The organism is Streptomyces sp. NPDC002623 (assembly GCF_053592635.1).
The window spans coordinates 347,516-370,030 of the sequence record NZ_JBSFWB010000002.1 but is presented as its reverse complement, the minus strand read 5'-3'; the positions used below and the strand labels follow the sequence as shown (position 1 = coordinate 370,030).

The 22,515-nt window shown below is 70.7% G+C and carries 19 protein-coding genes; 11 read left to right on the top strand and 8 right to left on the bottom strand.

The window, feature by feature from the left end:
- The first annotated feature begins 28 nt into the window (after positions 1-28).
- The 10 genes from ACWD4O_RS04345 to ACWD4O_RS04300 all read left to right on the top strand — a co-directional run bounded on the left by ACWD4O_RS04345 (position 29) and on the right by ACWD4O_RS04300 (position 9,997).
- Positions 29-598 (top strand): dihydrofolate reductase family protein, encoded by a 570-nt coding sequence (locus tag ACWD4O_RS04345; protein WP_451277271.1) that lies wholly within the window; start codon positions 29-31, stop codon positions 596-598.
- Positions 599-659: 61 nt separating this feature from the next.
- Positions 660-1,430, top strand: a complete 771-nt coding sequence (locus ACWD4O_RS04340) for a class I SAM-dependent methyltransferase (RefSeq protein ID WP_451277269.1) — start codon at positions 660-662, stop codon at positions 1,428-1,430.
- A gap of 560 nt (positions 1,431-1,990) precedes the next feature.
- The gene (locus ACWD4O_RS04335; protein ID WP_451277267.1) at positions 1,991-2,764 is read left to right on the top strand and encodes an isoprenyl transferase; all 774 of its coding nucleotides are present in this window, start codon (positions 1,991-1,993) and stop codon (positions 2,762-2,764) included.
- Between the two features lie 314 nt (positions 2,765-3,078).
- On the top strand, positions 3,079-4,404 hold the full coding sequence (locus ACWD4O_RS04330) for a PhoH family protein (protein WP_351910002.1): 1,326 nt from the start codon (positions 3,079-3,081) through the stop codon (positions 4,402-4,404).
- 420 nt (positions 4,405-4,824) lie between these two features.
- A complete protein-coding gene (locus ACWD4O_RS04325; RefSeq protein ID WP_451277264.1) occupies positions 4,825-5,499 on the top strand; it encodes an aggregation-promoting factor C-terminal-like domain-containing protein in 675 nt (224 codons plus the stop codon).
- A gap of 90 nt (positions 5,500-5,589) precedes the next feature.
- Positions 5,590-6,306, top strand: a complete 717-nt coding sequence (locus ACWD4O_RS04320) for an aggregation-promoting factor C-terminal-like domain-containing protein (protein WP_451277262.1) — start codon at positions 5,590-5,592, stop codon at positions 6,304-6,306.
- A 143-nt stretch (positions 6,307-6,449) separates the two neighbouring features.
- Positions 6,450-7,940: an AI-2E family transporter gene (locus ACWD4O_RS04315; RefSeq protein WP_451277260.1), complete on the top strand. Its 1,491-nt coding sequence runs from the start codon at positions 6,450-6,452 to the stop codon at positions 7,938-7,940.
- Between the two features lie 170 nt (positions 7,941-8,110).
- Entirely contained in the window at positions 8,111-9,019 is a 909-nt protein-coding gene (locus ACWD4O_RS04310; RefSeq protein WP_451277258.1) for a MarR family transcriptional regulator, read from the top strand.
- A gap of 164 nt (positions 9,020-9,183) precedes the next feature.
- A complete protein-coding gene (locus ACWD4O_RS04305) occupies positions 9,184-9,564 on the top strand; it encodes a roadblock/LC7 domain-containing protein (protein WP_351909992.1) in 381 nt (126 codons plus the stop codon).
- Positions 9,565-9,568: 4 nt separating this feature from the next.
- Complete coding sequence (locus ACWD4O_RS04300; protein WP_351909990.1) at positions 9,569-9,997, top strand: hypothetical protein; 429 nt, start codon at positions 9,569-9,571, stop codon at positions 9,995-9,997.
- Between the two features lie 57 nt (positions 9,998-10,054).
- Here the strand turns inward: ACWD4O_RS04300 and ACWD4O_RS04295 are convergent, their stop codons facing one another.
- The 5 genes from ACWD4O_RS04295 to ACWD4O_RS04275 all read right to left on the bottom strand — a co-directional run bounded on the left by ACWD4O_RS04295 (position 10,055) and on the right by ACWD4O_RS04275 (position 14,965).
- A complete protein-coding gene (locus ACWD4O_RS04295) occupies positions 10,055-12,406 on the bottom strand; it encodes an ABC transporter permease (protein WP_451277256.1) in 2,352 nt (783 codons plus the stop codon).
- Entirely contained in the window at positions 12,403-13,092 is a 690-nt protein-coding gene (locus ACWD4O_RS04290) for an ABC transporter ATP-binding protein (protein ID WP_451277254.1), read from the bottom strand. Before ACWD4O_RS04290 ends, ACWD4O_RS04295 begins: the two co-directional genes overlap by 4 nt.
- Positions 13,089-13,613: a PadR family transcriptional regulator gene (locus ACWD4O_RS04285; protein WP_351909983.1), complete on the bottom strand. Its 525-nt coding sequence runs from the start codon at positions 13,611-13,613 to the stop codon at positions 13,089-13,091. The genes ACWD4O_RS04290 and ACWD4O_RS04285 overlap by 4 nt, the downstream gene beginning before the upstream one ends.
- 123 nt (positions 13,614-13,736) lie before the next feature.
- A complete protein-coding gene (locus ACWD4O_RS04280; protein ID WP_450948189.1) occupies positions 13,737-14,000 on the bottom strand; it encodes a hypothetical protein in 264 nt (87 codons plus the stop codon).
- Complete coding sequence (locus ACWD4O_RS04275) at positions 13,997-14,965, bottom strand: SPFH domain-containing protein (RefSeq protein ID WP_451277251.1); 969 nt, start codon at positions 14,963-14,965, stop codon at positions 13,997-13,999. The genes ACWD4O_RS04280 and ACWD4O_RS04275 overlap by 4 nt, the downstream gene beginning before the upstream one ends.
- Positions 14,966-15,245: 280 nt before the next feature.
- Between ACWD4O_RS04275 and ACWD4O_RS04270 the strand changes: the two genes are divergently transcribed.
- A complete protein-coding gene (locus ACWD4O_RS04270; RefSeq protein WP_451277249.1) occupies positions 15,246-17,702 on the top strand; it encodes a transglycosylase domain-containing protein in 2,457 nt (818 codons plus the stop codon).
- A gap of 94 nt (positions 17,703-17,796) precedes the next feature.
- Here ACWD4O_RS04270 and ACWD4O_RS04265 read toward each other — a convergent pair whose 3' ends face one another.
- The 3 genes from ACWD4O_RS04265 to ACWD4O_RS04255 form a co-directional block, all read right to left on the bottom strand.
- Positions 17,797-19,986: a SpoIIE family protein phosphatase gene (locus ACWD4O_RS04265; RefSeq protein WP_451277247.1), complete on the bottom strand. Its 2,190-nt coding sequence runs from the start codon at positions 19,984-19,986 to the stop codon at positions 17,797-17,799.
- 316 nt (positions 19,987-20,302) lie between these two features.
- The gene (gene fomD / locus ACWD4O_RS04260; RefSeq protein WP_451277245.1) at positions 20,303-20,995 is read right to left on the bottom strand and encodes a cytidylyl-2-hydroxypropylphosphonate hydrolase; all 693 of its coding nucleotides are present in this window, start codon (positions 20,993-20,995) and stop codon (positions 20,303-20,305) included.
- Positions 20,996-21,079: 84 nt separating this feature from the next.
- Positions 21,080-22,465: a class II fumarate hydratase gene (locus ACWD4O_RS04255; protein ID WP_450948194.1), complete on the bottom strand. Its 1,386-nt coding sequence runs from the start codon at positions 22,463-22,465 to the stop codon at positions 21,080-21,082.
- Between the last annotated feature and the right edge of the window lie 50 nt (positions 22,466-22,515).

Genomic DNA, 22,515 nt, shown 5'->3' with positions numbered 1-22,515 from the left:
AGCCGGGGACACGAAGGGTGGCCGTCGTATGGGGAAGATCGTCCTGATGATGTCGATGTCCCTGGACGGCTGTATCGAGGGCCCGGGCCACGACATCTCCTGGCATCGCGTCGACGACGAGGTGCACCGGTACGTCAACGACAGGGTCCGGGAGCTGGGCGCCATGCTCCTCGGCCGGACCACCCACGACCTCATGGCCGACTTCTGGCCGACCGCCGACGCCGACCCGGCCGCCCCCGCCTCGGTGGCCGACTTCGCCGCGATCTGGCGCGAGAAGCCGAAGTTCGTCTACTCGCGGACGCTGGAACACGTGGAGGGGAACACGACGATCGTCCGGGACGTCGTCCCCGCGGAGGTGAACGCCCTCAAGGAGCAGATCGGCGGCGACCTCGGCCTCGGCGGCGCCGAACTCGCCGCGGCCTTCCTCCGCCAGGACCTGGTCGACGAACTCCGTGTCTACGTCCATCCGGTGCTCGTCGGCGGCGGCACACCCCTGTTCCCCCACACCGACCGTCCCGCCACGACCGCGCTCCACCTCACCGAGTCCCGCACCTTCGGCAACGGGGTCGTGATGCTGCACTACGAGCGCCCGGAGTAGGTCCGGTCGGCGTCGCGAAAATCAGCGGCGGTTCTTGCGCCCGCTCTGCCACGATCCCCGTATGGACGTCTTCGAGAGCCTCCTCGCGGAGGGCGCCGCCGTGCCCACCGAAGGGTGGGACTTCTCCTGGTTCGAGGGGCGGGCCACCGAGGCGCGGCCCTCCTGGGGGTACGCCTCCTCGCTGGCCGGGCGGCTGGCGGGCGCGAGCGCCGTGCTCGACGTGCAGACCGGGGGAGGAGAGGTCCTGGACTTCGCGCTCGGCCGCGCCGCCCCCGACGCGCCCGTCCTGACCGTCGCCACCGAGGGCTGGCCGGCGAACGTCGCCAAGGCCACCGCCCTGCTCCGCCCGCGCGGCATCGCGGTCGTCGCGTCCCCCGAGGACGGCCCGCTGCCGTTCGCGGACGCCGTCTTCGACCTGGTGAGCAGCAGGCATCCGGTCCGGCCCCTGTGGAGCGAGATCGCCCGCGTCCTGCAGCCGGGCGGCACGTACTTCGCCCAGCACGTCGGTCCCCGCAGCGTCTTCGAGCTCGTCGAGTACTTCCTCGGTCCGCAGCCGGCGGCGGTGAACAGCGGACGTCACCCCGACCGCGAGCGCGCCGACGCCGAGCGGGTCGGCCTGGAGATCGTCGGCCTGCGCGCGGAACGGCTCCGCGTCGAGTTCCACGACATCGCCGCCGTCGTGCACTTCCTGCGCAAGGTGGTGTGGATGGTGCCCGGCTTCACGGTGGAGGCCTACCGGCCCCGGCTGCGCGCCCTGCACGAGCAGATCCAGGCCGACGGCCCCTTCGTCGCGCACAGCACCCGCCACCTCGTCGAGGCGCGCCGCCCGTAGGCCCTCCCAAGAGCCCCCGTTGTGCCAGTCGTGGCGAATTGGCCAGGAATCACCCCTGCGCACCCGGGCCCCGCTCCCCTCCTCGCGCCTCCCCTCCACCCTCCGGATCCACGGAGTTTCCGGAGCGCGGAGGGGGCTGCGCGAGGATGCCCGCGTCAAGCGGGCGTTCGCGGCCGCGTTAGCCCGTCGGAGGGACGGATGGACATGTGGCCGACCGGGGCTCAAGTCGCTCCAAAACCTCAGCTTCCCTCGGCAATCGGGTGCATTGCCCTGCGAATCCGCTGTGTTCCGGCCATGAACCACCCATGAACAACGCCCGAAAGGGCCACCGGCGCGTCGTCGGGCGACTCCGGAGAGTAGTTGTGGTGCGCCGATGCGCGCAGCATCACTTACGAAGGGTTATGGTGGAAACCCCCCCTCGGGCCGGTCCGTCTCCCCCCCACGGACCGGCCCGTTTTTTTGTCCCCGCACCACCGTCGGCTCCCGTGTGACCGGTCCGAGCCCTGCGCGGTAGGCTGCGCCCCGCGGGGACCGCACCGTACGGAGGGGCTGACAAACACGTGAACCTGCGCGACAAGCTGCGCGGCCTTCTGGTCAGGCTGTACGCACGCCGGGTGGAAGGTCACCTGGACCACGCTCAGGTGCCCAAGCACATCGGCGTCATCATGGACGGCAACCGGCGCTGGGCGAAGGCCGCGGGTTCCACCACGGAGCACGGCCACCGGGCCGGCGCCGACAAGATCGAGGAGTTCCTCGGCTGGTGCACCGAGACGGACGTCGAGGTCGTCACCCTCTGGCTGCTGTCGACGGACAACCTCGACCGCGCCAAGGAAGAACTCGTCCCGCTCCTCGGCATCATCGAGGACGTCGTGCGCACCCTCGCGGCCGACGGCCGCTGGCGGGTCCACCACGTCGGCAACCCCGACATCCTCCCCTCCCATGTGCAGACCGCGCTGAAGGAGGCCGAGGAGGCCACCGCCCATGTCGACGGGATACTGGTCAACGTCGCCATCGGCTACGGCGGCCGGCAGGAGATCGCCGACGCCGTGCGCTCGATGATCGTGGACGCGGCGGACAAGGGCACCTCGATCGAGGACCTCGCCGAGTCCGTCAGCGTCGAGCTGATCGGCCGCCACCTCTACACCGGCGCCCAGCCCGACCCCGACCTGGTGATCCGCACCAGCGGCGAGCAGCGGTTGTCCGGTTTCATGCTGTGGCAGACCGCCCATGCGGAGTACTACTTCTGCGAGGTCTTCTGGCCGGCCTTCCGCAAGGTCGACTTTCTGCGCGCCCTGCGCGACTACGCGGCCCGGCACCGCCGTTACGGCGGCTGAGGCGCCACCCTCGCGTTCACCCTCTTGGGGCGGAAGTAACAAGGAGTTCACCGGGGCGCCGTCATATGCCCTGGCATGGCAGCGCATGTTCGAGGGCATAAGCCAAGCAGGTCGACGCCCGAACCACGGGTGTCGTATCTCAGCGGACGGCACGGGGCCGTCCGCCCGGGAGGCCCTTTGCACCAGCCCGACCGTGCGGTCACGGCACGGAAGAAGCAGCGGGGGGCCGGTTCTCGGCCCGTGCAAGCGGGCCGGGAACCGGTCCAGCTCCACTCCGTCGCTCCCCGACCTCATCCGAGGGGGTACGTCCTTCCGTGGTGACCAGCACAAAGCGCCGTATGCCAGACCGGCGCACCTATGTTCTCGACACCAGCGTCCTGCTGGCCGACCCGAACGCCATGACCCGCTTCGAGGAGCACGAAGTCGTGCTTCCCATCGTCGTGGTCACGGAACTGGAGGCCAAGAGGCACCATCCCGAACTCGGCTACTTCGCCCGGCAGGCACTGCGCCTGCTCGACGACTACCGGGTGAAGTTCGGTCGCCTGGACGCTCCCATTCCGATCGGCGAACTGGGCGGGACCATCCGTGTCGAGCTCAACCACTCGGACCCCAGCGTCCTGCCGTCCGGCTACCGCCTGGGGGACAACGACTCCCGCATCCTCGCGGTCGCCCGAAATCTGCAGGCCGAGGGGTTCGACGTCACCGTCGTGTCGAAGGACCTTCCGCTCAGGATCAAGGCGTCCTCGGTCGGTCTCCTCGCCGAGGAGTACCGCGCCGAGCTCGCCATCACGGGCTCCTCCGGCTGGACCGGAATGTCCGAACTGACCCTGTCCGGTGAACAGGTGGACATCCTCTTCGAGGAGGGGCGCATCCACGTGCCCGAGGCCGCCGACCTTCCCGTGCACACCGGTCTGACCATCCAGTCGGAGCGCGGCAAGGCCCTCGGCCGGGTCACCGCCGACGGAAACGTCCGCCTCGTGCGCGGCGACCGGGAGGCCTTCGGCATCAAGGGCCGCAGCGCCGAGCAGCGCATCGCGCTCGATCTGCTGCTCGACCCGGACGTCGGGATCCTGTCGATGGGCGGCCGGGCCGGCACCGGCAAGTCCGCGCTCGCGCTCTGCGCGGGTCTGGAGGCGGTCCTGGAGCGCCGCCAGCACCAGAAGGTGATGGTCTTCCGGCCGCTGTACGCGGTGGGCGGACAGGAGCTGGGCTATCTGCCCGGTTCCGAGGCCGACAAGATGGGCCCCTGGGCGCAGGCGGTCTTCGACACGCTGTCCGCGGTCACCAGCCGCGAGGTCATCGAGGAGGTCACCGCGCGCGGGATGCTGGAGGTCCTGCCCCTGACGCACATCCGGGGCCGTTCCCTGCACGACGCCTTCGTGATCGTCGACGAGGCGCAGTCGCTCGAACGGAATGTGCTGCTCACCGTTCTGTCCCGAATCGGCGCGAATTCCCGGGTCGTGCTGACCCACGACGTGGCGCAAAGGGACAATCTGCGCGTCGGGCGTTATGACGGAGTGGTCGCCGTCGTCGAGAAACTGAAGGGGCATCCGCTCTTCGCGCATGTCACTCTGAACCGGTCCGAGAGGTCCCAGATCGCGGCGCTTGTGACCGAAATGCTGGAGGACGGGCAGATCTGAATGCCCTGCCCCGATTGACGGGGATTGGGCGTGAGTTGGCGCCGTCCGACAAAGGCTGTGAGCCTAGTCGGGCGGCGTCGGCGTGTGTGGGGGTTTCGCGAAATACCCAGGGTCCCGACAGGTGTGAGCTTTCACACGTAACTCGGAATTGCCTTGCGCGGTTTGGTTACGGCAGAGTCTCAGTTCCGTCAGGCCCCGCATACGACACAGCTGTACCCCCAGCGGCACAGCGCCACTTGAGTACCACCTCAAACTCCATACCGACCGTCGTATGCCGCCCGCGCACCACGGGCGCTCCCTTTCCGGGAGCCGTCCAACGGGCCCGCGTCTCCTGTGACCCCGCAGTTCGGAGACCAGCGTCAAGGGGCACGATTGCGTCCGCCAGGGTCACCGAAGCGGGCGATGCTGGAAGGAAACCGTGTGAGCCGGATCTCGGTCCGGGGATTCGCAGTGGCCTCGGCCACGGCGGTCACCGCTGTCGGAAGCGTCGTCGGCGTTGCCTCGGGCAGTGTCGCGCAGCCCAACGACGCAGAAGCGACGGCAGGCGACGCGACGCTCCTCGCCGACATACCCGTGGGCCAGCAGGCCCAGGTGCAGACGGCGTCCCTCGCGCAGCAGGCCAACGTACAGGCCATCGCCGCGGACGAGGGCGCGAAGAAGGACGCCGAGGAGACGGCCCGCAAGGCCGCCGCCAAGACGGCCGTCGCGAAGAAGGAGGCCGCCGAGAAGGCGGCCAAGGAGCGCGCCGAGGCCAAGGCCAAGGCCAGCCGCAGCGCGGGCGACTTCCCGATCCAGAGCTCCTACACCATCGCCCAGATCAAGGCGATGGCGGCGCAGATGGTGCCGAGCGGCCAGTTCCAGTGCTTCAGCAACATCGTGGACCACGAGTCCAGCTGGAACTACCACGCCGTGAACGCCTCCTCCGGCGCCTACGGTCTCTTCCAGGCGCTGCCCGCCGGCAAGTACGCGTCCGCCGGCTCCGACTGGCAGACCAACCCGGCCACCCAGATCAAGTGGGGCCTCAACTACATGGACAGCCGCTACGGCAGCCCGTGCGAGGCGTGGTCGTTCTGGCAGGCCAACCACTGGTACTAGGCCGTACGGCCGGTCGGCCGTGCGTTCCCTTCAACTGACGACCAGCAGACCTGTCGACCACAGATCTGACGACCAGCAGAAGGAATCCGTGTGAGCCCGATATCGGCCCGGGGATTCGCCGTTGCCTCGGCTACCGCTGTCACCACCGTGGGCGCCGTCGTGGGCGTCGCCCAGGGCGGCGTCGCGCAGCCTCTCGACGACGCCGAGGCGACAGCGAGCGAATCCACCCTCCTCGCGGACTTACCTGCAGGCCGGCAGGCCCAGGTGCAGTCCGCCACGCTGACGCACCAGGCCGACGTCCAGGCCATCGCCGCCGACACCACCGCCAGGAAGTCCGCGGAGGAGTCGGCCCGCAAGCAGGCGGCCAAGGACGCGGTGGCCAAGCAGAAGTCCGCCCAGGCCGCCGCGGACAAGGCGAAGGCGGACAAGGCCGCCAAGGAGGCCGCGGACAAGGCGGCCGAGAACGAGGTCGAGTCGACCTCCGCCTCCGGAAGCTTCCCCCAGCAGGCGTCGTACACGGTCGCCGAGGTCAAGGCCATCGCCCGGCAGATCATCCCGAGCGGTCAGTTCCAGTGCTTCAGCAACATCGTGGACCACGAGTCCACCTGGAACTACCAGGCCGTCAACCCCTCCTCCGGCGCCTACGGCCTCGTCCAGGCCTATCCCGGCTCGAAGATGTCCTCCGCGGGCGCCGACTGGCGGACCAACCCGGCCACCCAGATCAAGTGGGGCCTGAACTACATGAACGACCGCTACGGCAGTCCCTGTGACGCCTGGGCCTTCTGGCAGGCCAACGGCTCCTACTGAGCCGGTGACTTCGCGGTAGCTCTCAACCCTGCGCAGCCCCTCCCCGTCCTAGGGGGAGGGGCCATCGCCATGTACGGTCGGTACGGCCGTGACCGACGACTCCAGGGGGAGTGGTGGGGAGAGACGGGGGAAGAGGTCGGATCATGTCGCGAGTGCCAGGGTGGCTGGGGCGGCTCGGCGCCGGGCTGAGCGAGATGGGCGAGCGGCTCGACGAGCGGCGCGCGGAGGTGGAGCGGGAGACCTCCGCCGAACTGAATCCGACGCCGGATCCGCGGCCTGATCCGAATCCGTTGTCGAAGCCGACGACGTCCGAGGCCGCCGCGGCGTCCGCGAGCTCCGTGGCGACCGCCGAGGAGTTCCTGGCGGAGCCCCCGCTGCGGGCCACGCGTCCCGATCCCGCGCAAGTGGTGCCCTGGGGCGTCCGGGTCGCGGCCGAGGCGGGCTGGCGGCTGCTGGTGCTCGCCGGGACCGTCTGGATCCTGATCAGGGTCATCAGCGCGGTCCAACTGGTCGTCATGGCCTTCGTGGTCGCCCTGCTCCTCACCGCGCTCCTCGAACCGACCGTGGCCCGGCTGAAGCGGGTCGGCGTCCCCGGCGGGGCCGCCACCGCGCTGACGGCGATCCTCGGGTTCGTCGTCATCGGTCTGATGGGCTGGTTCGTCACCTGGCAGGTCATGGCGAACATCGACGACCTCTCGGACCAGGTCCAGGACGGCATCGACGACCTGCGCCGCTGGCTGCTCAACAGCCCCTTCCACGTCACCGACAAGCAGATCAACGGCATCGCCGAGAACCTGCGCGACGCGATCGGCGACAACACCGACTCGATCACCTCGGCCGGCCTGGAGGGCGTCACGGTCGTCGTCGAGGCGCTGACCGGCATCCTCCTGGCGTTCTTCTCCACCCTCTTCCTGCTCTACGACGGCAAGCGCATCTGGGAGTGGACGCTCAAGCTGGTCCCGGCCGCGGCCCGGCCGGGCGTGGCGGGCGCGGGCCCGCGGGCCTGGGCGACGCTCACCGCGTACGTCCGCGGCACGGTGATAGTCGCGTTGATCGACGCGATCTTCATCGGCCTCGGCATCTACTTCCTCGACGTGCCGATGGCCGTCCCGCTCGCCGTCTTCATCTTCCTGTTCTCCTTCATCCCGCTCGTCGGCGCGGTCGCCTCCGGCGCGCTCGCGGTCGTCGTCGCGCTGGTCACCCAGGGCGTGTTCACCGCGGTGATGACCCTGGCGGTCGTGCTGGCCGTCCAGCAGATCGAGGGCCACATCCTCCAGCCGTTCATCCTCGGCCGCGCCGTGCGCGTCCACCCGCTGGCGGTGGTCCTGTCGGTCGCCGCGGGCGGCATGGTGGCGGGCATCGGCGGCGCGATCGTGGCCGTGCCCCTGGTGGCCGTCACGAACACGGTGGTGGGCTATCTGCACGCCTACTCCCGGGAGCAGGCCCTGCGGCACGCGCCGCGCCCGAGGGGAGCCACGGCCTCGGACGTGGCACCGGTGACGGCCGCTCCGGCCACTCCGGCGGGTGCGGCCACTCCGGCGGGTGCGGCCACTCCGGCGGGTGTGGCGACTTCGGCGGGTGCGGCCGCTCCGGCGGATTCGGCGCCTGCGGACAGGGCGTCAAATGAGCGCTGAACAAAGCAAATTGAATTCCCCGAACGGCTGCTGAGCGCTCAACTTCCGTCAGCTGGAGGTCAGCTGAGGGCAGCTCGGAAATCCCCCGCGGGAATATGCGCCCGGACTGATACACATTCCCTCCTCAGCGCTACGCGTCAGGCGTATGTGCGAGAGGCTCAAGGGGAGTGATGTCGGGCTACGAACTGCTGGCACGCGACCTTGCCGCGTGCAGCCGGGAGGGCTTCACCGGGGAACTGCGCGTCTTCGGCGCGCCCGGCGGCGCGTTCCATCTGTACGGCGGGCTGGTCGTCGCGGTCGAGTCGCCCGGCGCGCCCGCGCCGGAGGCGCTGCTGCTGCGGTCCGGCCGGATCGGCGGCGAGGAGTGGGCCGGGCTGGTGCGCGAGTCGGGCGGCGCGCGCTGGCCGGCCGCCGGGCTGATCGCCCACGGCTACGCGGGGGCCGCACAGCTCCGGGTGGTCTGCGCGATGGCCCTCCAGGACGCCGCGTTCGCAGTCGTCGCGGGCAGTGTCGACGGCTGCGAACGCGGTCCGGCGGCCGGTCCGCCGCCCGCCGCGGTCGCCGTCGGCGAACCGCCCACCCGGCTGCTCCAGGAGGCGTCGCGCAAGCTGGCCGCGCTGCTGGCGCTGCCGTGCCCGGTGCGCCCGGACCGGGAGCGGCCGGTGCCCGCCTCCCTCTCCTACGCGGCGGCCCGCCTCGGCGCGTTGCAGTGCGAGCTGCTCGCCCACGCGGACGGCCGACGCACCGCCCGGGACCTCGCCTTCCGCACCGGGCGCGGGGTCTACACCGTCACCGTGGAGGTGGCGCGGATGGTGGGCGAGGGGCTGCTGGAGTGCGTGGACGCGCCTCGTCCGATCCCGGTCCGGCTGCCGCCCGACGGGCACGGCGTGCGCCCCCGGGAGCCGGCGCCGCCCGCGCTCCCGCCGCCGCAGCCGGTCGCGGAGGAGGCGACGGCGCTGCCCCGCCGTCGGCCCGGCGCCAGCGGCATCAACGAAGCGCTCACACCGGAACAGGACGAGGCCGGCAACGGCACCGGCTGGAAGGAGTTCTTCCGCCTGCGGAACTCGCCGGCGAAATAGCGGCCCCACATCGATGCCCCCCGCATGGATCCCTTCGAACGGATCTCCTCGAACGGATCCCTCGCATCGATCCTCCGCGTCTATGCCCCACCCAAATGCCCCCACGTGAAACCCCCAAAGAAAACAGACGGTCATATGCGATCAGAATCAGGGGAGTTGCCTTCATGGACCACAAAGCCCTCGCGCGGGAGATGCGCGGCCTGCGCGAGCAGGTGACCGGCATCACCGACACCGCGGTGGCGGCGGCCGACGGACTGCTCATAGCCGCCGACACCGCCGACTCCATCGACCCGGAGGGCCTCGCCGCCCTCGCCGCGGCCGGCCTCGGCCTCGCCCGCCGCACCGCCGAGGCGACCTCCCGCGGCGCCCTGCACCGCACGGTGGCCTACGGCAGCCACGGCTGCGCCGCGTTCTACGCGGTCGGGGACACCGCGCTGATGGTCGTGCTCGGCGACGAGGGCATGGACGTGGAGCGCCTGCACACGGCGACCCAGCCCGCCCTGCGCCGTATCGACCTGATCCTCACCGAGAAGACCGGAGTCTGAAGGGATGGCGACGAAGCGTATGACCCCAGGTTTCTCCGACCAGGTGATGGGCCTGGTCAAGTCACTGCGTACGGATGCCCCCGACTGCGTCGCGTCCGGCGTCGTCGACATGTCGACCGGCATGCTGCTCTCCTACGAGACCGTCGACAACCATCCGCCCGAGGTCCTGGACCTGCTGGCGGGCGCCACGCTCGACCTCTTCCAGGGCCGTACGGTCGTGATGATCGAGGACGTCTTCAAGGAGCGGCGCGGGAACCAGAGCGACAACCACTTCTTCCAGGAGATCCTCGTCAACAGCGAGAACCTCACCCATCTGTTCGTACGGATGACCGAGCAGCAGGACGTCGTCGCGGTGGTCGTCTGCCGCAAGTCCGTCAACGTCGGCATGCTGTTCGCGCAGGTGCGGAGGGTGGTGCGGGAGTACCAGCTGTGAACGGCGAAGGGCCCCTCGCACCGGCGAGGGGCCCTTCGGGGGCGGTCGGGTCGGTCGCTACTCCGTGCGCAGCCCGTCCGGCCGCAGCAGCCGCAGCAGCGGCGGCAGGCTCAGCAGCGTCACCACCAGGACGACCGCCGCGGCGATGCCGGTCATCGACAGCACGCTGGCCCAGTCGATGCCGACCGGTGTGTCCGTCATCTTCAGCAGGACCGCGCCCAGCGTGAGCCCGACGACCAGGGCCAGCGCCAGGCCCAGCGTGATCGGGATCGCCGTCTGCCACAGCACCGACAGGCCCAGCGTGCGCCGCCGGGTGCCGAAGGCGACCAGGGACGACAGCAGCTTGCGGCGCTCGCGCAGCTGCTCCAGCTGCGCGACCAGCAGGCTCGCGCCGATCAGCAGCAGCACCGCGGCGGAGCCGACGAGCAGGCCGGTGCGCAGGGAAGTGAACCGGGCGGCCTCCCGGCTGGACGCCCACATCATCGGGTCGGCCTGCGGGTCCACCTTCGCCGCGGTGTTGCGGGCGTAGTCGAAGGCGTCGGGCACGGACTGGTCGATCGAGAGGTACAGCTGGCCGGAGAGGATCGCCTCGGCGTCCTTGGGCAGCGCGCCCGGCGTCATCAGGAAGCCGCTGCGCCGGTTGCCGGTCGGGTCGTCGACCGAGTGGGCCTGCTTGATGCCCGCCGGGACGGTCCAGACGACCTCCTGGCCGCGTTGGGAGTAGGACGACGACGCCAGGTACAGCTTCTTGCCGGGCTTGTTCATCTTCGGCGCGTCCCCGGAGTACCCGTCCTGGCCGCCGTCGACGACGAAGATGTCGCCGTCCTTGCAGGAGGGCAGCTTCGCCACCTCGCGCAGGGTCGTGCAGTCGCCCATGGTCAGCGAGTCGGACAGGGTCGGGCCGTCCTCGTTCTTCCAGGTGACGTCGGCGAGGTACTCCTCCCACAGCGCCGTGACCTTCCGGACGCCCTTGGTCTCCTGGAACGCCTTGACGGTCGCGGCCATCGGAGTGCCCTGCGGCACCTGCACCTGCATCTGCGCCCGCCGGACGTCCTGGTCGGTCGTCGCCTGGGTGTAGTCGCTGTCCACTCCGGCGAACAGCATCTGCAGCGCGATGGCTCCGGCCACCGCCACGGCGATGCCGTTGACCATCCGTGCTGCCGTGCCGCTGCTCAACTGCAGCCGCCGTACCGCCAGTTGCCAGGCGACGCCGCCGGACCCGAGCCGGGCGACGACCGCTTCCACCAACCAGGGCAGCAGTGCGGTGACCCCGACGAGGAGCAGCAGGACGCCGCCGACCACCAGGTACTGGTTGAAGTCGCCGTTCTCGCGGCCCTGGCCGATCATCGGGTAGAGCATCACGAGGCCGGCCACCGGCAGCAGCAGCCGCCACCACAGCCTGCGCCGGGCGGGCTTCGCCGCGCGCACCACGCCGAGCGGTTCGATCACGACACCGCGCAGCGAGAGGAGGGTGACGAGGACGGCGGACGTCGGCACCGCCACGGCGACCAGCAGGGCCAGTACGGGGGAGGGGTTGAGATAGCTGGGCCACACGCTGACGCCGAGCAACTCGACGGAGCCCGCCACCTGCCGTCCGACCAGGAAGAAGCCGGTGCCGATGACCAGGCCGAGCAGCGCGCCGCCCATCGCCTCGCCCGCCGCGATGCGCCGGGTCATCCGGCCGTCGGCGCCCACCAGGCGCAGCGCGGCCAGCCTGCGGTCGCGCCGCTCGCCGCCGAACCGCACGGCCGCCGCGATGAACACGGCCACCGGCATCAGCAGCATCACGATCACCACGATGTTCAGCAGCACCAGCACCGGGTCGGTGCTCTCGGGCGTCGGATTCGGGTCCCCGAACTTCGTCAGCCGGGAATCGCCGAAGCCGTCGACCCGGGAAGCGAGTCCGGAGGCGCCCGCGTAGTAGGCGAGTTCGTGCGAGCCGATGAGCCCGCTCTCCCCGATGGTCCCGACGATCCGGTACGGCAGCCGCTCCCGCAGCAGCCGCGCCCCGTCGGAGGCGAGCAGTGTCTTCAGGGCGGGGGAGACCAGCATCTCGCCCTCGGCCGGGTAGGCGTTCACGCCGGGCGGCAGCGGGGCCTGCGCTCCCTCGGGCTCCACCAGCCGGCCGCGTACGTCCTTGTCGCGGAACGTCGTGTCGACGTGGGAGACCAGCACGGTGTTGTCGGCCTTCGGCACCGGCTTTTCCGTGAACGAGTAGTCCATCCGGGCCTGTTCGCGCTCGTGCCGCACCGAGAGGACGTTCGGCAGCGCCGTCGACAGCAGCAGCAGCGCCACGCCGAGGCCGACGCCGAGCGCCGTCAGCACGGCCCGGACCCATCCCTCCCGCCCGCCCGCGAAGGCGAACCGGAGTCCCATCCCCAGATCCTGGGACCACTGGCGCAGGTTCATACGACGCGCTCCATGTCGCGCGACTTGCCGTCCCGTACGACGATCTCGCGGTCGGAGTAGGCGGCGACCCGCGCCTCGTGCGTCACGAGCACCACGGCCGCGTTGGCCGACCGGGCGGCCTCGGTGAGCAGCTCCATCACGCGCTCGCCGTTGAGCGAGTCCAGCGCGCCGGTCGGCTCGTCGGCGAAGACGACCCGCGGGCTGGTGACGAGCGAACGCGCCACGGCCACCCGCTGCCCCTGACCGCCGGACACCTCGCCGGGCCGCTTCTTGCCGAGGTCGTCGACCTCGAGGCGCTCCATCCAGCTCAGCGCGGTGTGCTCGGCCTGCTTGCGCGGGGTGCCGTTCAGCCGCAGCGGCAGCGCGACGTTCTCCACGCAGGTCAACTCCGGCACCAGCTGGCCGAACTGGAACACGAACCCGAACTCCGAGCGCCGCAGCTGACTGCGCTGGGCGTCGGTCATCGTCGCGAGCTCACGGTCGCCGTACCGGATCGAGCCCGAGTCGGGCGTCACGATACCGGCGAGGCAGTGCAGCAGCGTCGACTTGCCGGACCCGGACGGGCCCATCACGGCGACGACCTCGCCGGCGTGGATGGAGAACTCGGCGCCGTCCAGCGCCATCGTCGGGCCGTACGCCTTCTTCAGGTCCTCGGCGACGAGCAGGGATCCCCCGGGAGCGTTCATGCGTTGACCGCCGCCTTCAGCTTGTCGAGGCGCGCGGCGGCGAGCTCCAGCCAGCGCAGGTCGGCCTCGAGATGGAACAGGGCATGGTCGCAGATCAGCTGGTCGGCCAGATCGCCCTTGCGCTTGCGGTCGGTGAGGATGCGCATGCTGCGCAGGTGCTCGGACCGCTGTGTGTCGAGGATGTCGGCCGCGTCGCGGTGGGTCAGCAGCGCGAGGACGATCTTCGTGTACAGCGTGGACTGCAGATACGGCTCGGGCTTCTCGGGCGTGGCGAGCCACTGCGCGACGTCGGTGACGCCGGCGTCGGTGATCGCGTACCGCTTGCGCTCGGGGCCGCCGCCGGCCTCGATGCCGTCGACCTCGACGAGCCCGTTCTTCAGCAGGCGCGACATCGTCGAGTAGACCTGGCCGTAGTGCAGCGGCCGGTCGTGACCGAACTTTTCGTCGAAGGCCCGCTTGAGGTCGTAACCGTGGCGGGGCCCGGACTCCAGGAGTCCCAGGAGAGTGTGACCGATGGACATGAGGAGGACTGTACATGCGGTGTATACCCGGTGTGTATACATGCGGTGTGCAGGTGGCGCCGGAGGGTGGGAGTGCGCAGGTGGGAGTCGATTGTCACTGTTCGGAAACAGCCCCCGGGCCGGTCAGGCCGGCGGGGGCCCGGGGGTGGAGCCGCCCCCGGGGGGCCGCCCGCGGCGCGGGATGGGTCCCGCCTCGCCCGGCAGCCGCCCCGCGTCCTTCAGGGCCTTGCGCAACAGGAACTCGATCTGCGCGTTCGCCGACCGCAGCTCGTCCGAGGCCCAGCGGGCCAACGCGTCGTAGACCAGCGGGTCGAGCCGCAGCAGCACCTGCTTGCGCTGCTGCTGCGGCCGACGCCGAGGGGTCTGGCCCTCTTCGGGTGAGGTCACTGGTAGAGCGTCCCGGTGTTCAGCACCGGCTGGGGCGATCGGTCCCCGCACAGCACCACCATCAGGTTGGACACCATCGCCGCCTTGCGCTCGTCGTCCAGTTCCACGAAGCCCTGTTCGGCGATCCGGCTGAGCGCCGCCTCGACCATGCCCACGGCGCCGTCCACGATCTCCCGCCGGGCCGCGACCACCGCACCCGCCTGCTGCCGCTGGAGCATCGCCGAGGCGATCTCGGGAGCGTAGGCGAGGTGGGTGAAGCGGGACTCGATGATCCGGACGCCGGCCGCCTGTACGCGCGCGTGCAGCTCTATCGCGAGCTTCTCGGTGATCTCCTCGGCGTTGCCGCGCAGCGAGAGCCCGCCCTCGTCGTGCGAGTCGTAGGGGTACTCGATGGCGATGTGCCGGACGGCCGCCTCGGTCTGGGTGGCGACGAACTCCAGGAAGTCGTCCACCTCGAAGGAGGCCTGCGCGGTGTCGTGCACGTTCCACACCACGACCGCGGCGAGCTCGATCGGGTTGCCGTAGGCGTCGTTGACCTTCAGGACGGGCGTCTCGTGATTGCGGACCCGGGTGGAGATCTTCTCGCGGGAGGTGAAGGGGTTCACCCAGCGCAGGCCGTCCTCGCGGATGGTGCCCCGGTAGCGGCCGAAGAGCTGCACCACGCGGGCCTCGCCCGGCGACACCGTGTTCAGTCCGCACATCGCGAGGAACGCGGCGACGGTGACCAGGATGCCGCCGGTGATCAGCGCGGCCTTGAGGCCGGCCGCGGCCGCCATGCTGCCCGCGGCGATCATCCCGCCGCCGGCCAGCAGCCCGGCCAGGCCGAGCGTCAGCGCGAGCCCGCCGCCCACGCTGTGCGCGGCGAACTCCTGCACGCTCGGCTCGGGCATCTGCGGCGCGTCGACGGCCTCGGTCATGTCGTCGGCGGTGACTTCGGCGGTGGCGGTGGGGTCGTGTGCGGACATGGTGGGGTCCCCGTCTCTGTTCATCAGCCGATTCAGTTATCGGCTGCCTAGCTAAGTGATATCACTTTAGCGCGTGATGGCAACCCTGTACGCCTCTCGTACGTCGAATCGGTGGGGACGTTCCACCGGTTCCACGGGGAGGGGTGCTGATTCTCACGCCCTCCGAAGACCGGATCGAGAGCGCTCCGTCATAGCGAGCGGTGTTAGCTTTCTGAGCTGACCTGCCCCTGCCCTTGGGCACTGGTGTGACTGCCGAGTAGGAAGCGGAGCGAGCGGACTCATGGGACGAGCGGAAGAGAGACGAGCGCGACAGCGCGGTGGCCGCCGCGCGGCGCCCAGGAACCGCTCGACGGAGACGGAGGCGCCGACCTCGGCGCCGGAGTCCTCGGACACGGGCACAGCGACCGCCACCGCCACCGCCACGGACGCACCCGAGCCCGGAGGCCGCGCGGCGGCCCGCAGGGGCGCGAAGAAGGGCGGCAAGGGCGGCAGAGGCGTCAAGGGCAAGGCCGGTAAGAAGGACAAGAGCGTCATACGCCGGATCTTCACCTGGAAGAAGATCCTCGGCACGTTCATCGGTCTGACCATGGCCGTCATCGGCGCCCTCGTCTGGCTGTACGTCAGCACGCCCATCCCCAAGGGCAATCCCGACGCCGACCTGCAGAGCAACGTCTACAAGTACGGCAACGGCTCGATGCTCGCCCGCGACGGCGAGGTCAACCGGGAGAACGTCGACCTCGCGTCGGTCCCCAAGCCGGTGCAGCACACCTTCGTCGCCGCCGAGAACAAGACCTTCTACGACGACGCCGGCGTCGACCTCAAGGGCACCGCCCGCGGTGTGCTCAACACGCTCATGGGCAAGGGCGCGCAGGGCGGTTCGACGATCACCCAGCAGTACGTCAAGAACTACTACCTGACGCAGGAACAGACCGTCTCGCGCAAGCTGAAGGAACTGGTCATCTCCCTGAAGCTGGACCGGGAGGAGTCCAAGGACTACATCCTGGCCGGCTACATCAACACCAGCTACTACGGCCGCGGCGCCTACGGCATCCAGGCCGCCGCCCAGGCCTACTACCGGGTCGACGCCGACAAGCTCTCCGTCGAGCAGGGCGCCTACCTCGCCGCGCTGCTGCAGGCGCCCAGCCAGTACGACTGGGCCGTCGCCTCCGACACCGGCAAGCGCCTGGTCAAGGCCCGCTGGAACTACGTCCTCGACAACATGGTCGAGCAGGACTGGCTCGACAAGAGCAAGCGCGCCGCCATGACGTTCCCGGAGCCGAAGGAGCCCAAGGCGGCGCCCGGCAAGGAGGGCCAGGTCGGCTACCTGGTCGACGCGGCCAACGCCGAGCTCGCGGGCCAGCTCGTCGCCCAGGGCATCGCCGACGACTACGAGTCGGCCGCGGCCCTGGTGAGCAAGGGCGGCTGGAACATCGAGCTGAACATCGACAAGACCAAGCAGAAGGCGCTGGAGGAGTCGGTCAAGGAACAGCTGACCAGCAAGCTCGACAAGAAGAAGCGCACGGTCGACGGCGACGTCCAGGCCGGCGCGGTGTCCGTGAACCCGAAGACGGGCGCGGTCGAGGCGATGTACGGCGGCACGGCCTACACCGAGCACTACATCAACAACGCCACCCGCACCGACTACCAGCCCGCCTCCACCTTCAAGCCGGTGATCCTCGCCGCGGCCTTCGACGAGAACGCCCAGACCCAGGACGACGACCCGATCACCGCGAACACGATCTACGACGGCACCAGCAAGCGCCCGGTGGTCGGCAGCGACATCGGCTTCGCCCCGGAGAACGAGGACGACCAGGACTACGGCGACGTCACCGTCCAGACGGCGTTGAACCAGTCCATCAACTCCGTGTTCGCGCAGATGGGCGTCGACGTCGGGATGGCCAACGTGCTGAAGGTCGCGAGCGACCTCGGCATGGACACCGAGGACCTGAAGGCCGTGCCCGCACAGACCCTGGGCACCATGGGCGCGAGCCCGCTGCAGATGGCCGGCGTCTACGCCACCCTCGACAACCACGGCAAGAAGGTCACCCCGGCGATCATCAAGTCGGCCGAGAACAGCGCCTACCCGTCGTTCAAGCACACCGACGCCATCGGGGAGCAGGTCATCGACCGGGAGGCCGCCGACTCGGTCACCTCGATCCTCACCGGCGTGGTCGACGACGGCACGGCCAAGAAGTCCGTACGGGACAACCCGCTGCGCAAGGGCCAGAAGGTGGCCGGCAAGACCGGTACCTCCGACAACAACAAGTCGGCCTGGTTCACCGGCTACACCCCCGACCTGGTGACCTCGGTCGGCCTCTTCGGCGAGAGCGCCAAGACCCACGCCCAGGTCCCGCTGACCGGCGCGACCGGTCTGATCAGCGCGGGCGGCGGCCGCATCAACGGCGGTGGCTACCCGGCGCAGATCTGGGCGGCGTACACCTTCGGCGTCTCCACCAAGGTCACCAAGTTCGACCTGGACACCGAGCAGGGCGCGGCGGTCCAGACGGCGTCCCCGTCGGCGTCCTCGTCCCCGTCCGCGAGTTCGTCGCCCTCCTCGTCGCCGTCCGCGTCCTCCTCGCCGTCCTCGTCGCCGAAGCCGTCCTCGTCGCCGTCCTCGTCGCCGAAGCCGAGTTCGTCCCCGTCCAGCACGCCGACGGGTGGCACGTCGACGGAACCGAGCACGGACGATCCGTCGACCGGAACCGAGGATCCGGACGAACCGCTCTTCAGCCAGTAGCGGCACAACCCGACAGCGGTACAACGCGGAGGGCGCCCGGTGATCATCACCGGGCGCCCTCTCCGCTGTGTCTGTCTGCCGCTGTCCGCGTCGGTCAGCTCCGGTTCAGCTCGAACCAGACCACCTTGCCGGTGCTCAGCCGGGTCGCCCCCCAGCGCCGGGCGAGCCGGTTCACGAGGTACAGCCCGCGGCCGCCCTCGTCGGTGGCCCTGGCCTGCCGCAGCCGGGGCAGCTGAGGCACGTCGTCCCCGACCTCGCAGCGCAGCACATCGGTCCGCAGCAGGCGCAGCGTGACCGGTCGCGTGGCATACCGCACCGCATTGGTGACGACCTCGCTGACCAGCAGCTCGACGGAGTCCGTCATGTCCTCCATGCCCCAGCGGGACAGCGCCCGGCGGGCCAGCCGACGGGCCCGCCCCGGCGCCGCGTCCTCCGGTTCGAGGAACCAGTACGCCACGTCGCTGGGCGCGATCCCGTCGAACCGGGCGGCGAGCAGCGCGATGTCGTCGTCCCGGTCGCCGGGGCCGAGCATGTCGAGCACCTCGTCGCACAGCGCTTCGAGGGGCGGCGGATGGTCGGGACCGGTGAGCTGGGCGGTCGCGGCGAGCTTCTCCCGCAACTGCTCTATACCCGTCGCCACGTCCCGCAGCCGGGACTCGACCAGGCCGTCGGTGTACAGCAGCAGCGTCGCCCCGGCCGGCGCGTCGAGCTCCACCGCCTCGAAGTCGACCCCGCCGACGCCGATCGGCGCGCCCGGCGGCACCCGCAGCACCTCGGCATGGCCGCCCAGGTGCAGCAGAACGGGCGGGGGATGGCCCGCGTTGGCGATGGTGATGCGGTGCGACACCGGGTCGTACACCGCGTAGAGGCAGGTCGCCATGCGGTCCGTGCCCAGGCGCTGGGCCTGCTCGTCCAGGTGGTGCAGGACCTCCTGCGGGGGCAGGTCGAGACCGGCCAGGGTCTGGGCCGTCGTGCGCAGCTGTCCCATGATGGCCGCCGACGTCATGGAGTGCCCCATGACGTCGCCCACCACCAGCGCCACCCGGCTGCCGGGCAGCGGGATGGCGTCGTACCAGTCGCCGCCGACCCGCGCCGTCTCGGCCGCGGGCAGGTACCGGGACGCCAGCCGTACGCCCGTGGGACGCGGCAGGGTCTCCGGCAGCATCGTGCGCTGCAACTCGTCGGCGATGTACGCCTCACGGTCGTACAGCACCGCCTTGTCGATGCCCAGGGCGCTGTGGGTGGCGAGCTGGGCGGCCACCAGCAGGTCGTCGTTCTCGAACGGGATGCGTTCCGGGCGGCGCAGGAACACCGCGGCGCCGATCACCCGGCGCCGGCCCCGCAGCGGGGCCAGGACGGCCCGCTGGCCGCCCGGGATGACCAAGGTGCTGTCCTCGCCGAGGAGTTCGGGCAGCGCGGCGCGTGCGGCCGGGGAGTCGGCGAACACCGGACGCACCCCGCGCAGCACCTCCGCGAGCGCCCCGCCGGGCCGCACCTCGCACAGTTCCGCGATCGCGGCCGACAACTCGGCGGTCAGCTCCGCCGGTTCCGGCGGCGGCAGCGCCAGCGCGGCGAAGCCGGTCTCGGTGTCCCGCTCCTCCGGGATGCGGTCGGTGCGCCGCAGCCGCAGCATGATGCGGTCCGCCGCGGGCCGCTCGTCGCCGACCGGCAGCGGGTCGCGCAGATAGACGAGGATCGCGTCGGAGAAGGTCGGCACGGTGGCCCGGCACAGCCCCATCACGATCTCGTCGAGGTCCAGGCCGCGGGCGATCCGCCGGGTCGCGGCGCCCACGAAGCGCAGCCGGTCGCCGTCCCGCCGCATCGGCGTGGGCCGACCGGGCGTCACCGCCCCGCCGCCGCGCCGGTCCTGCGGGCCGGGAGCGCGCTCCGGTCGGGCTTCGACGCCGCCCGGCTGGGCGGGGATGGACTCGGGCGCGGGACGCGGCCGATGCTCGCCCACGTTCGGCTTGTCCCGCACCGGAGACGCTCCCGTCGCCTCGTCGGACGCCGACGGCTGGGAGTGCTCGGTGTCGGAACCGGCCTCCGGACCGGCCGGCTCCTTTCCCGCGTTTCCTGCGGCTCCCTGGCCGCCGCCCTGGCTGCCCTGGCCGCCCATGTCGCCCTTTCCGCCTTTGCCGCCCTTTCCGCGCGTCGCCGTGCCCGAGGTGTCGGGCGGTAAGGCGGACGCGCCCGGCGCGGGCGCCGGGGTATGCAGGAGTGCCCCACGGGGGTCCGTGGGGTCGACGCCCTGGGGGCGTTCGTAGGAGGTGGGCTGCTCCGTCACGCGTGTCGAATCCGTCCGTCCGGGGCTGCGCGCCGCGCGCGCAGTTGGTCCCGCAGGAAACCCGATACCCGGAATACATGTCCCCGGAACGGAAATCCCGCGTGGTCAGAGGTTGTTCCTGTGTCACGGGTGGACCGGACGCGACCCTGGGGGCCGACGTCGAACATCCCGCCGGTGTTGCCGTCGTGCCCCTCGCTCACGTCCTGCCGCCCCTCGGTGACGTTCGGTCAGACCCGGCGTCTGCTCCGGGAGTTACTACCTGCGTGCCTTGCGGAGGACGATCCTACGTTTGTTGCCCGGGGGCGCATCAAGAGTCTCATGTGGACATGTGCGCGGGGGTACGGTCCCAGTCCTCCGGCAGCAACGGTACGGCCCAGGACGGATCCGGGCGCCAGTGCTGCCAGCCCTCGTTGTACGGCGGCCCCCAGTCGCGGATCCCTTCGACCGCTCTGCGGCCCGCTTCCCGCACCTGTGCGGCCACCGTCGCGTCCATCAGTCCGTCCTGCTGGGCCTGCGCGAACTCGTCCTCGTCGCGCCAGCCCCAACTGCGGTCCGGGTACACGCAGATGTCCAGGAAGTGGTCCTCGGAGTCCACCCCGCCGTCCCAACGGGCCAGCGGCTGCTCCAGGTTGACGTACCAGTTCTTGAACTGCCAGCCCGGCTCCCAGAACAGCCACACCGACCAGGGCTCGCCGGGCCGGGCCAGCTTCAGCACGCCGGTGCCGAACCAGTGGTCGCGCCGCACGGTCCGCGGCTTGGTGTACCGGGTGCGCAGCGGCTCCTGGTGCGGTGAGGTGCCGTCCGCGAGCACCGGCTTGACGCACTCCGTGCCCGGGGCCAGCCACACGGCGAGCAGCTCCTCGTCGTCCCGCACGACGGTGACCGGGCGGGCGATGTGGACCTGCGCGCCGCCGTTCTCCCGGTAGCGCCACAGGATCCGGTCCCCGGGCCTCCAGAAAGCGGCCGCGCCGCCCGTTCCTACGCGTCTCACCGCTCCACCGTCTGCCATGCACAGATATTAGGTGCCATGGGCATACGACGCTGCGGCGCGCGTCACGGTTCTCACGCCGGGGCGCGAAGGTTTCGGGCGCGGTTACGGGTGCGTCATCCGCAGGACATCCAACGCCTCGTCGAGCTGCTGAACCGTCAGATCCCCGCGCTCCACGTACCCGCCCTCGAGCACCGTCTCCCGGATCGTCTTCCGCTCCGACAGCGCCTTTTTGGCCACCTTCGCGGCTTCCTCGTACCCGATGTACTTGTTCAGCGGGGTGACGACGGACGGCGAGGACTCGGCGTACTCGCGGGCGCGCTCGCGGTGGGCGACGATGCCGTCGACCGTCCGGTCGGCGAGCAGCCGGGACACGTTCGCGAGCAGCCGGACCGACTCCAGCACGTTCTTCGCGATCACCGGCAGCATGACGTTGAGCTCGAAGTTGCCGGCCGCGCCCGCCGTGGCCACCGTCGCGTCGTTCCCGACCACCTGGGCGGCGACCATCAGCACGGCCTCCGGGATCACCGGGTTGACCTTGCCGGGCATGATCGAGGAGCCGGGCTGAAGGTCGGGCAGGCTGATTTCGGCCAATCCCGTGCGCGGCCCCGAAGCCATCCACCGCAGATCGTTGGCGATCTTCGTGAGGCCCACGGCGATGGTCCGCAGCTGCCCGCTGGTCTCGACGATGCCGTCCCGAGCGCCCTGCGCCTCGAAGTGGTCGCGCGCCTCGGTCAGCGGCAGCCCGGTGGCCCGGGCGACCTCCTCGATGACGGCGGCGGAGAAACCGGGGGGCGTGTTGATGCCGGTGCCGACGGCGGTCCCGCCCAGCGGCAGTTCGGCGAGCCGGGGGAGGGAAGCGGTCAGCCGCTCGACGCCGTACCGCACCTGCGCGGCGTACCCGCCGAACTCCTGGCCCAGGGTGACGGGCGTGGCGTCCATCAGATGGGTGCGCCCCGACTTCACGACGTCGGCGAACTCCGCCGACTTCCGCTCCAGGGACGCCGCCAGGTGCTCCAGCGCGGGGATCAGATCGCGTGTGACGGCGGCGGTGGCCGCGATGTGGATCGAGGAGGGGAAGACGTCGTTGGAGGACTGCGAGGCGTTGACATGGTCGTTGGGGTGCACGCCCCGGCCCAGCCGCTCACCGGCCAGCGTGGCCAGGACCTCGTTGGCGTTCATGTTGGACGACGTACCGGACCCGGTCTGGAACACGTCCACCGGGAAGTGGTCGTCCCACCGCCCCTCGGCGACCTCGGCGGCGGCCTCCTGGATGGCGTCCGCGATGTCCTTGTCGACCACCCCGAGCTGCGCGTTCACCTTCGCCGCGGCGCCCTTGACCCGGGCCAGGGCCTCGATGTGCGCGCGCTCCAGACGCTGCCCCGAGACGGGGAAGTTCTCGACGGCGCGCTGCGTCTGCGCCCTCCACTTGGCGTCCGCCGGGACGCGTACCTCGCCCATGGAGTCGTGCTCGATCCGGTATTCGCTCATGTCCGGTACAGCGAGCGGGACGGCGGGGATGTTCCGACGTTGAGCCGATC

Bases quoted from the DNA above. Each gene is read 5' to 3' on its own strand.
- ACWD4O_RS04345 (WP_451277271.1), top strand. From the start codon at position 29: ATGGGGAAGATCGTCCTGATGATGTCGATGTCCCTGGACGGCTGTATC.
- ACWD4O_RS04340 (WP_451277269.1), top strand. From the start codon at position 660: ATGGACGTCTTCGAGAGCCTCCTCGCGGAGGGCGCCGCCGTGCCCACC.
- ACWD4O_RS04315 (WP_451277260.1), top strand. From the start codon at position 6,450: ATGTCGCGAGTGCCAGGGTGGCTGGGGCGGCTCGGCGCCGGGCTGAGC.
- ACWD4O_RS04310 (WP_451277258.1), top strand. From the start codon at position 8,111: ATGTCGGGCTACGAACTGCTGGCACGCGACCTTGCCGCGTGCAGCCGG.
- ACWD4O_RS04305 (WP_351909992.1), top strand. From the start codon at position 9,184: ATGGACCACAAAGCCCTCGCGCGGGAGATGCGCGGCCTGCGCGAGCAG.
- ACWD4O_RS04300 (WP_351909990.1), top strand. From the start codon at position 9,569: ATGGCGACGAAGCGTATGACCCCAGGTTTCTCCGACCAGGTGATGGGC.
- ACWD4O_RS04295 (WP_451277256.1), bottom strand. From the start codon at position 12,406: ATGAACCTGCGCCAGTGGTCCCAGGATCTGGGGATGGGACTCCGGTTC.
- ACWD4O_RS04290 (WP_451277254.1), bottom strand. From the start codon at position 13,092: ATGAACGCTCCCGGGGGATCCCTGCTCGTCGCCGAGGACCTGAAGAAG.
- ACWD4O_RS04285 (WP_351909983.1), bottom strand. From the start codon at position 13,613: ATGTCCATCGGTCACACTCTCCTGGGACTCCTGGAGTCCGGGCCCCGC.
- ACWD4O_RS04275 (WP_451277251.1), bottom strand. From the start codon at position 14,965: ATGTCCGCACACGACCCCACCGCCACCGCCGAAGTCACCGCCGACGAC.
- ACWD4O_RS04270 (WP_451277249.1), top strand. From the start codon at position 15,246: ATGGGACGAGCGGAAGAGAGACGAGCGCGACAGCGCGGTGGCCGCCGC.
- fomD (WP_451277245.1), bottom strand. From the start codon at position 20,995: ATGGCAGACGGTGGAGCGGTGAGACGCGTAGGAACGGGCGGCGCGGCC.
- ACWD4O_RS04255 (WP_450948194.1), bottom strand. From the start codon at position 22,465: ATGAGCGAATACCGGATCGAGCACGACTCCATGGGCGAGGTACGCGTC.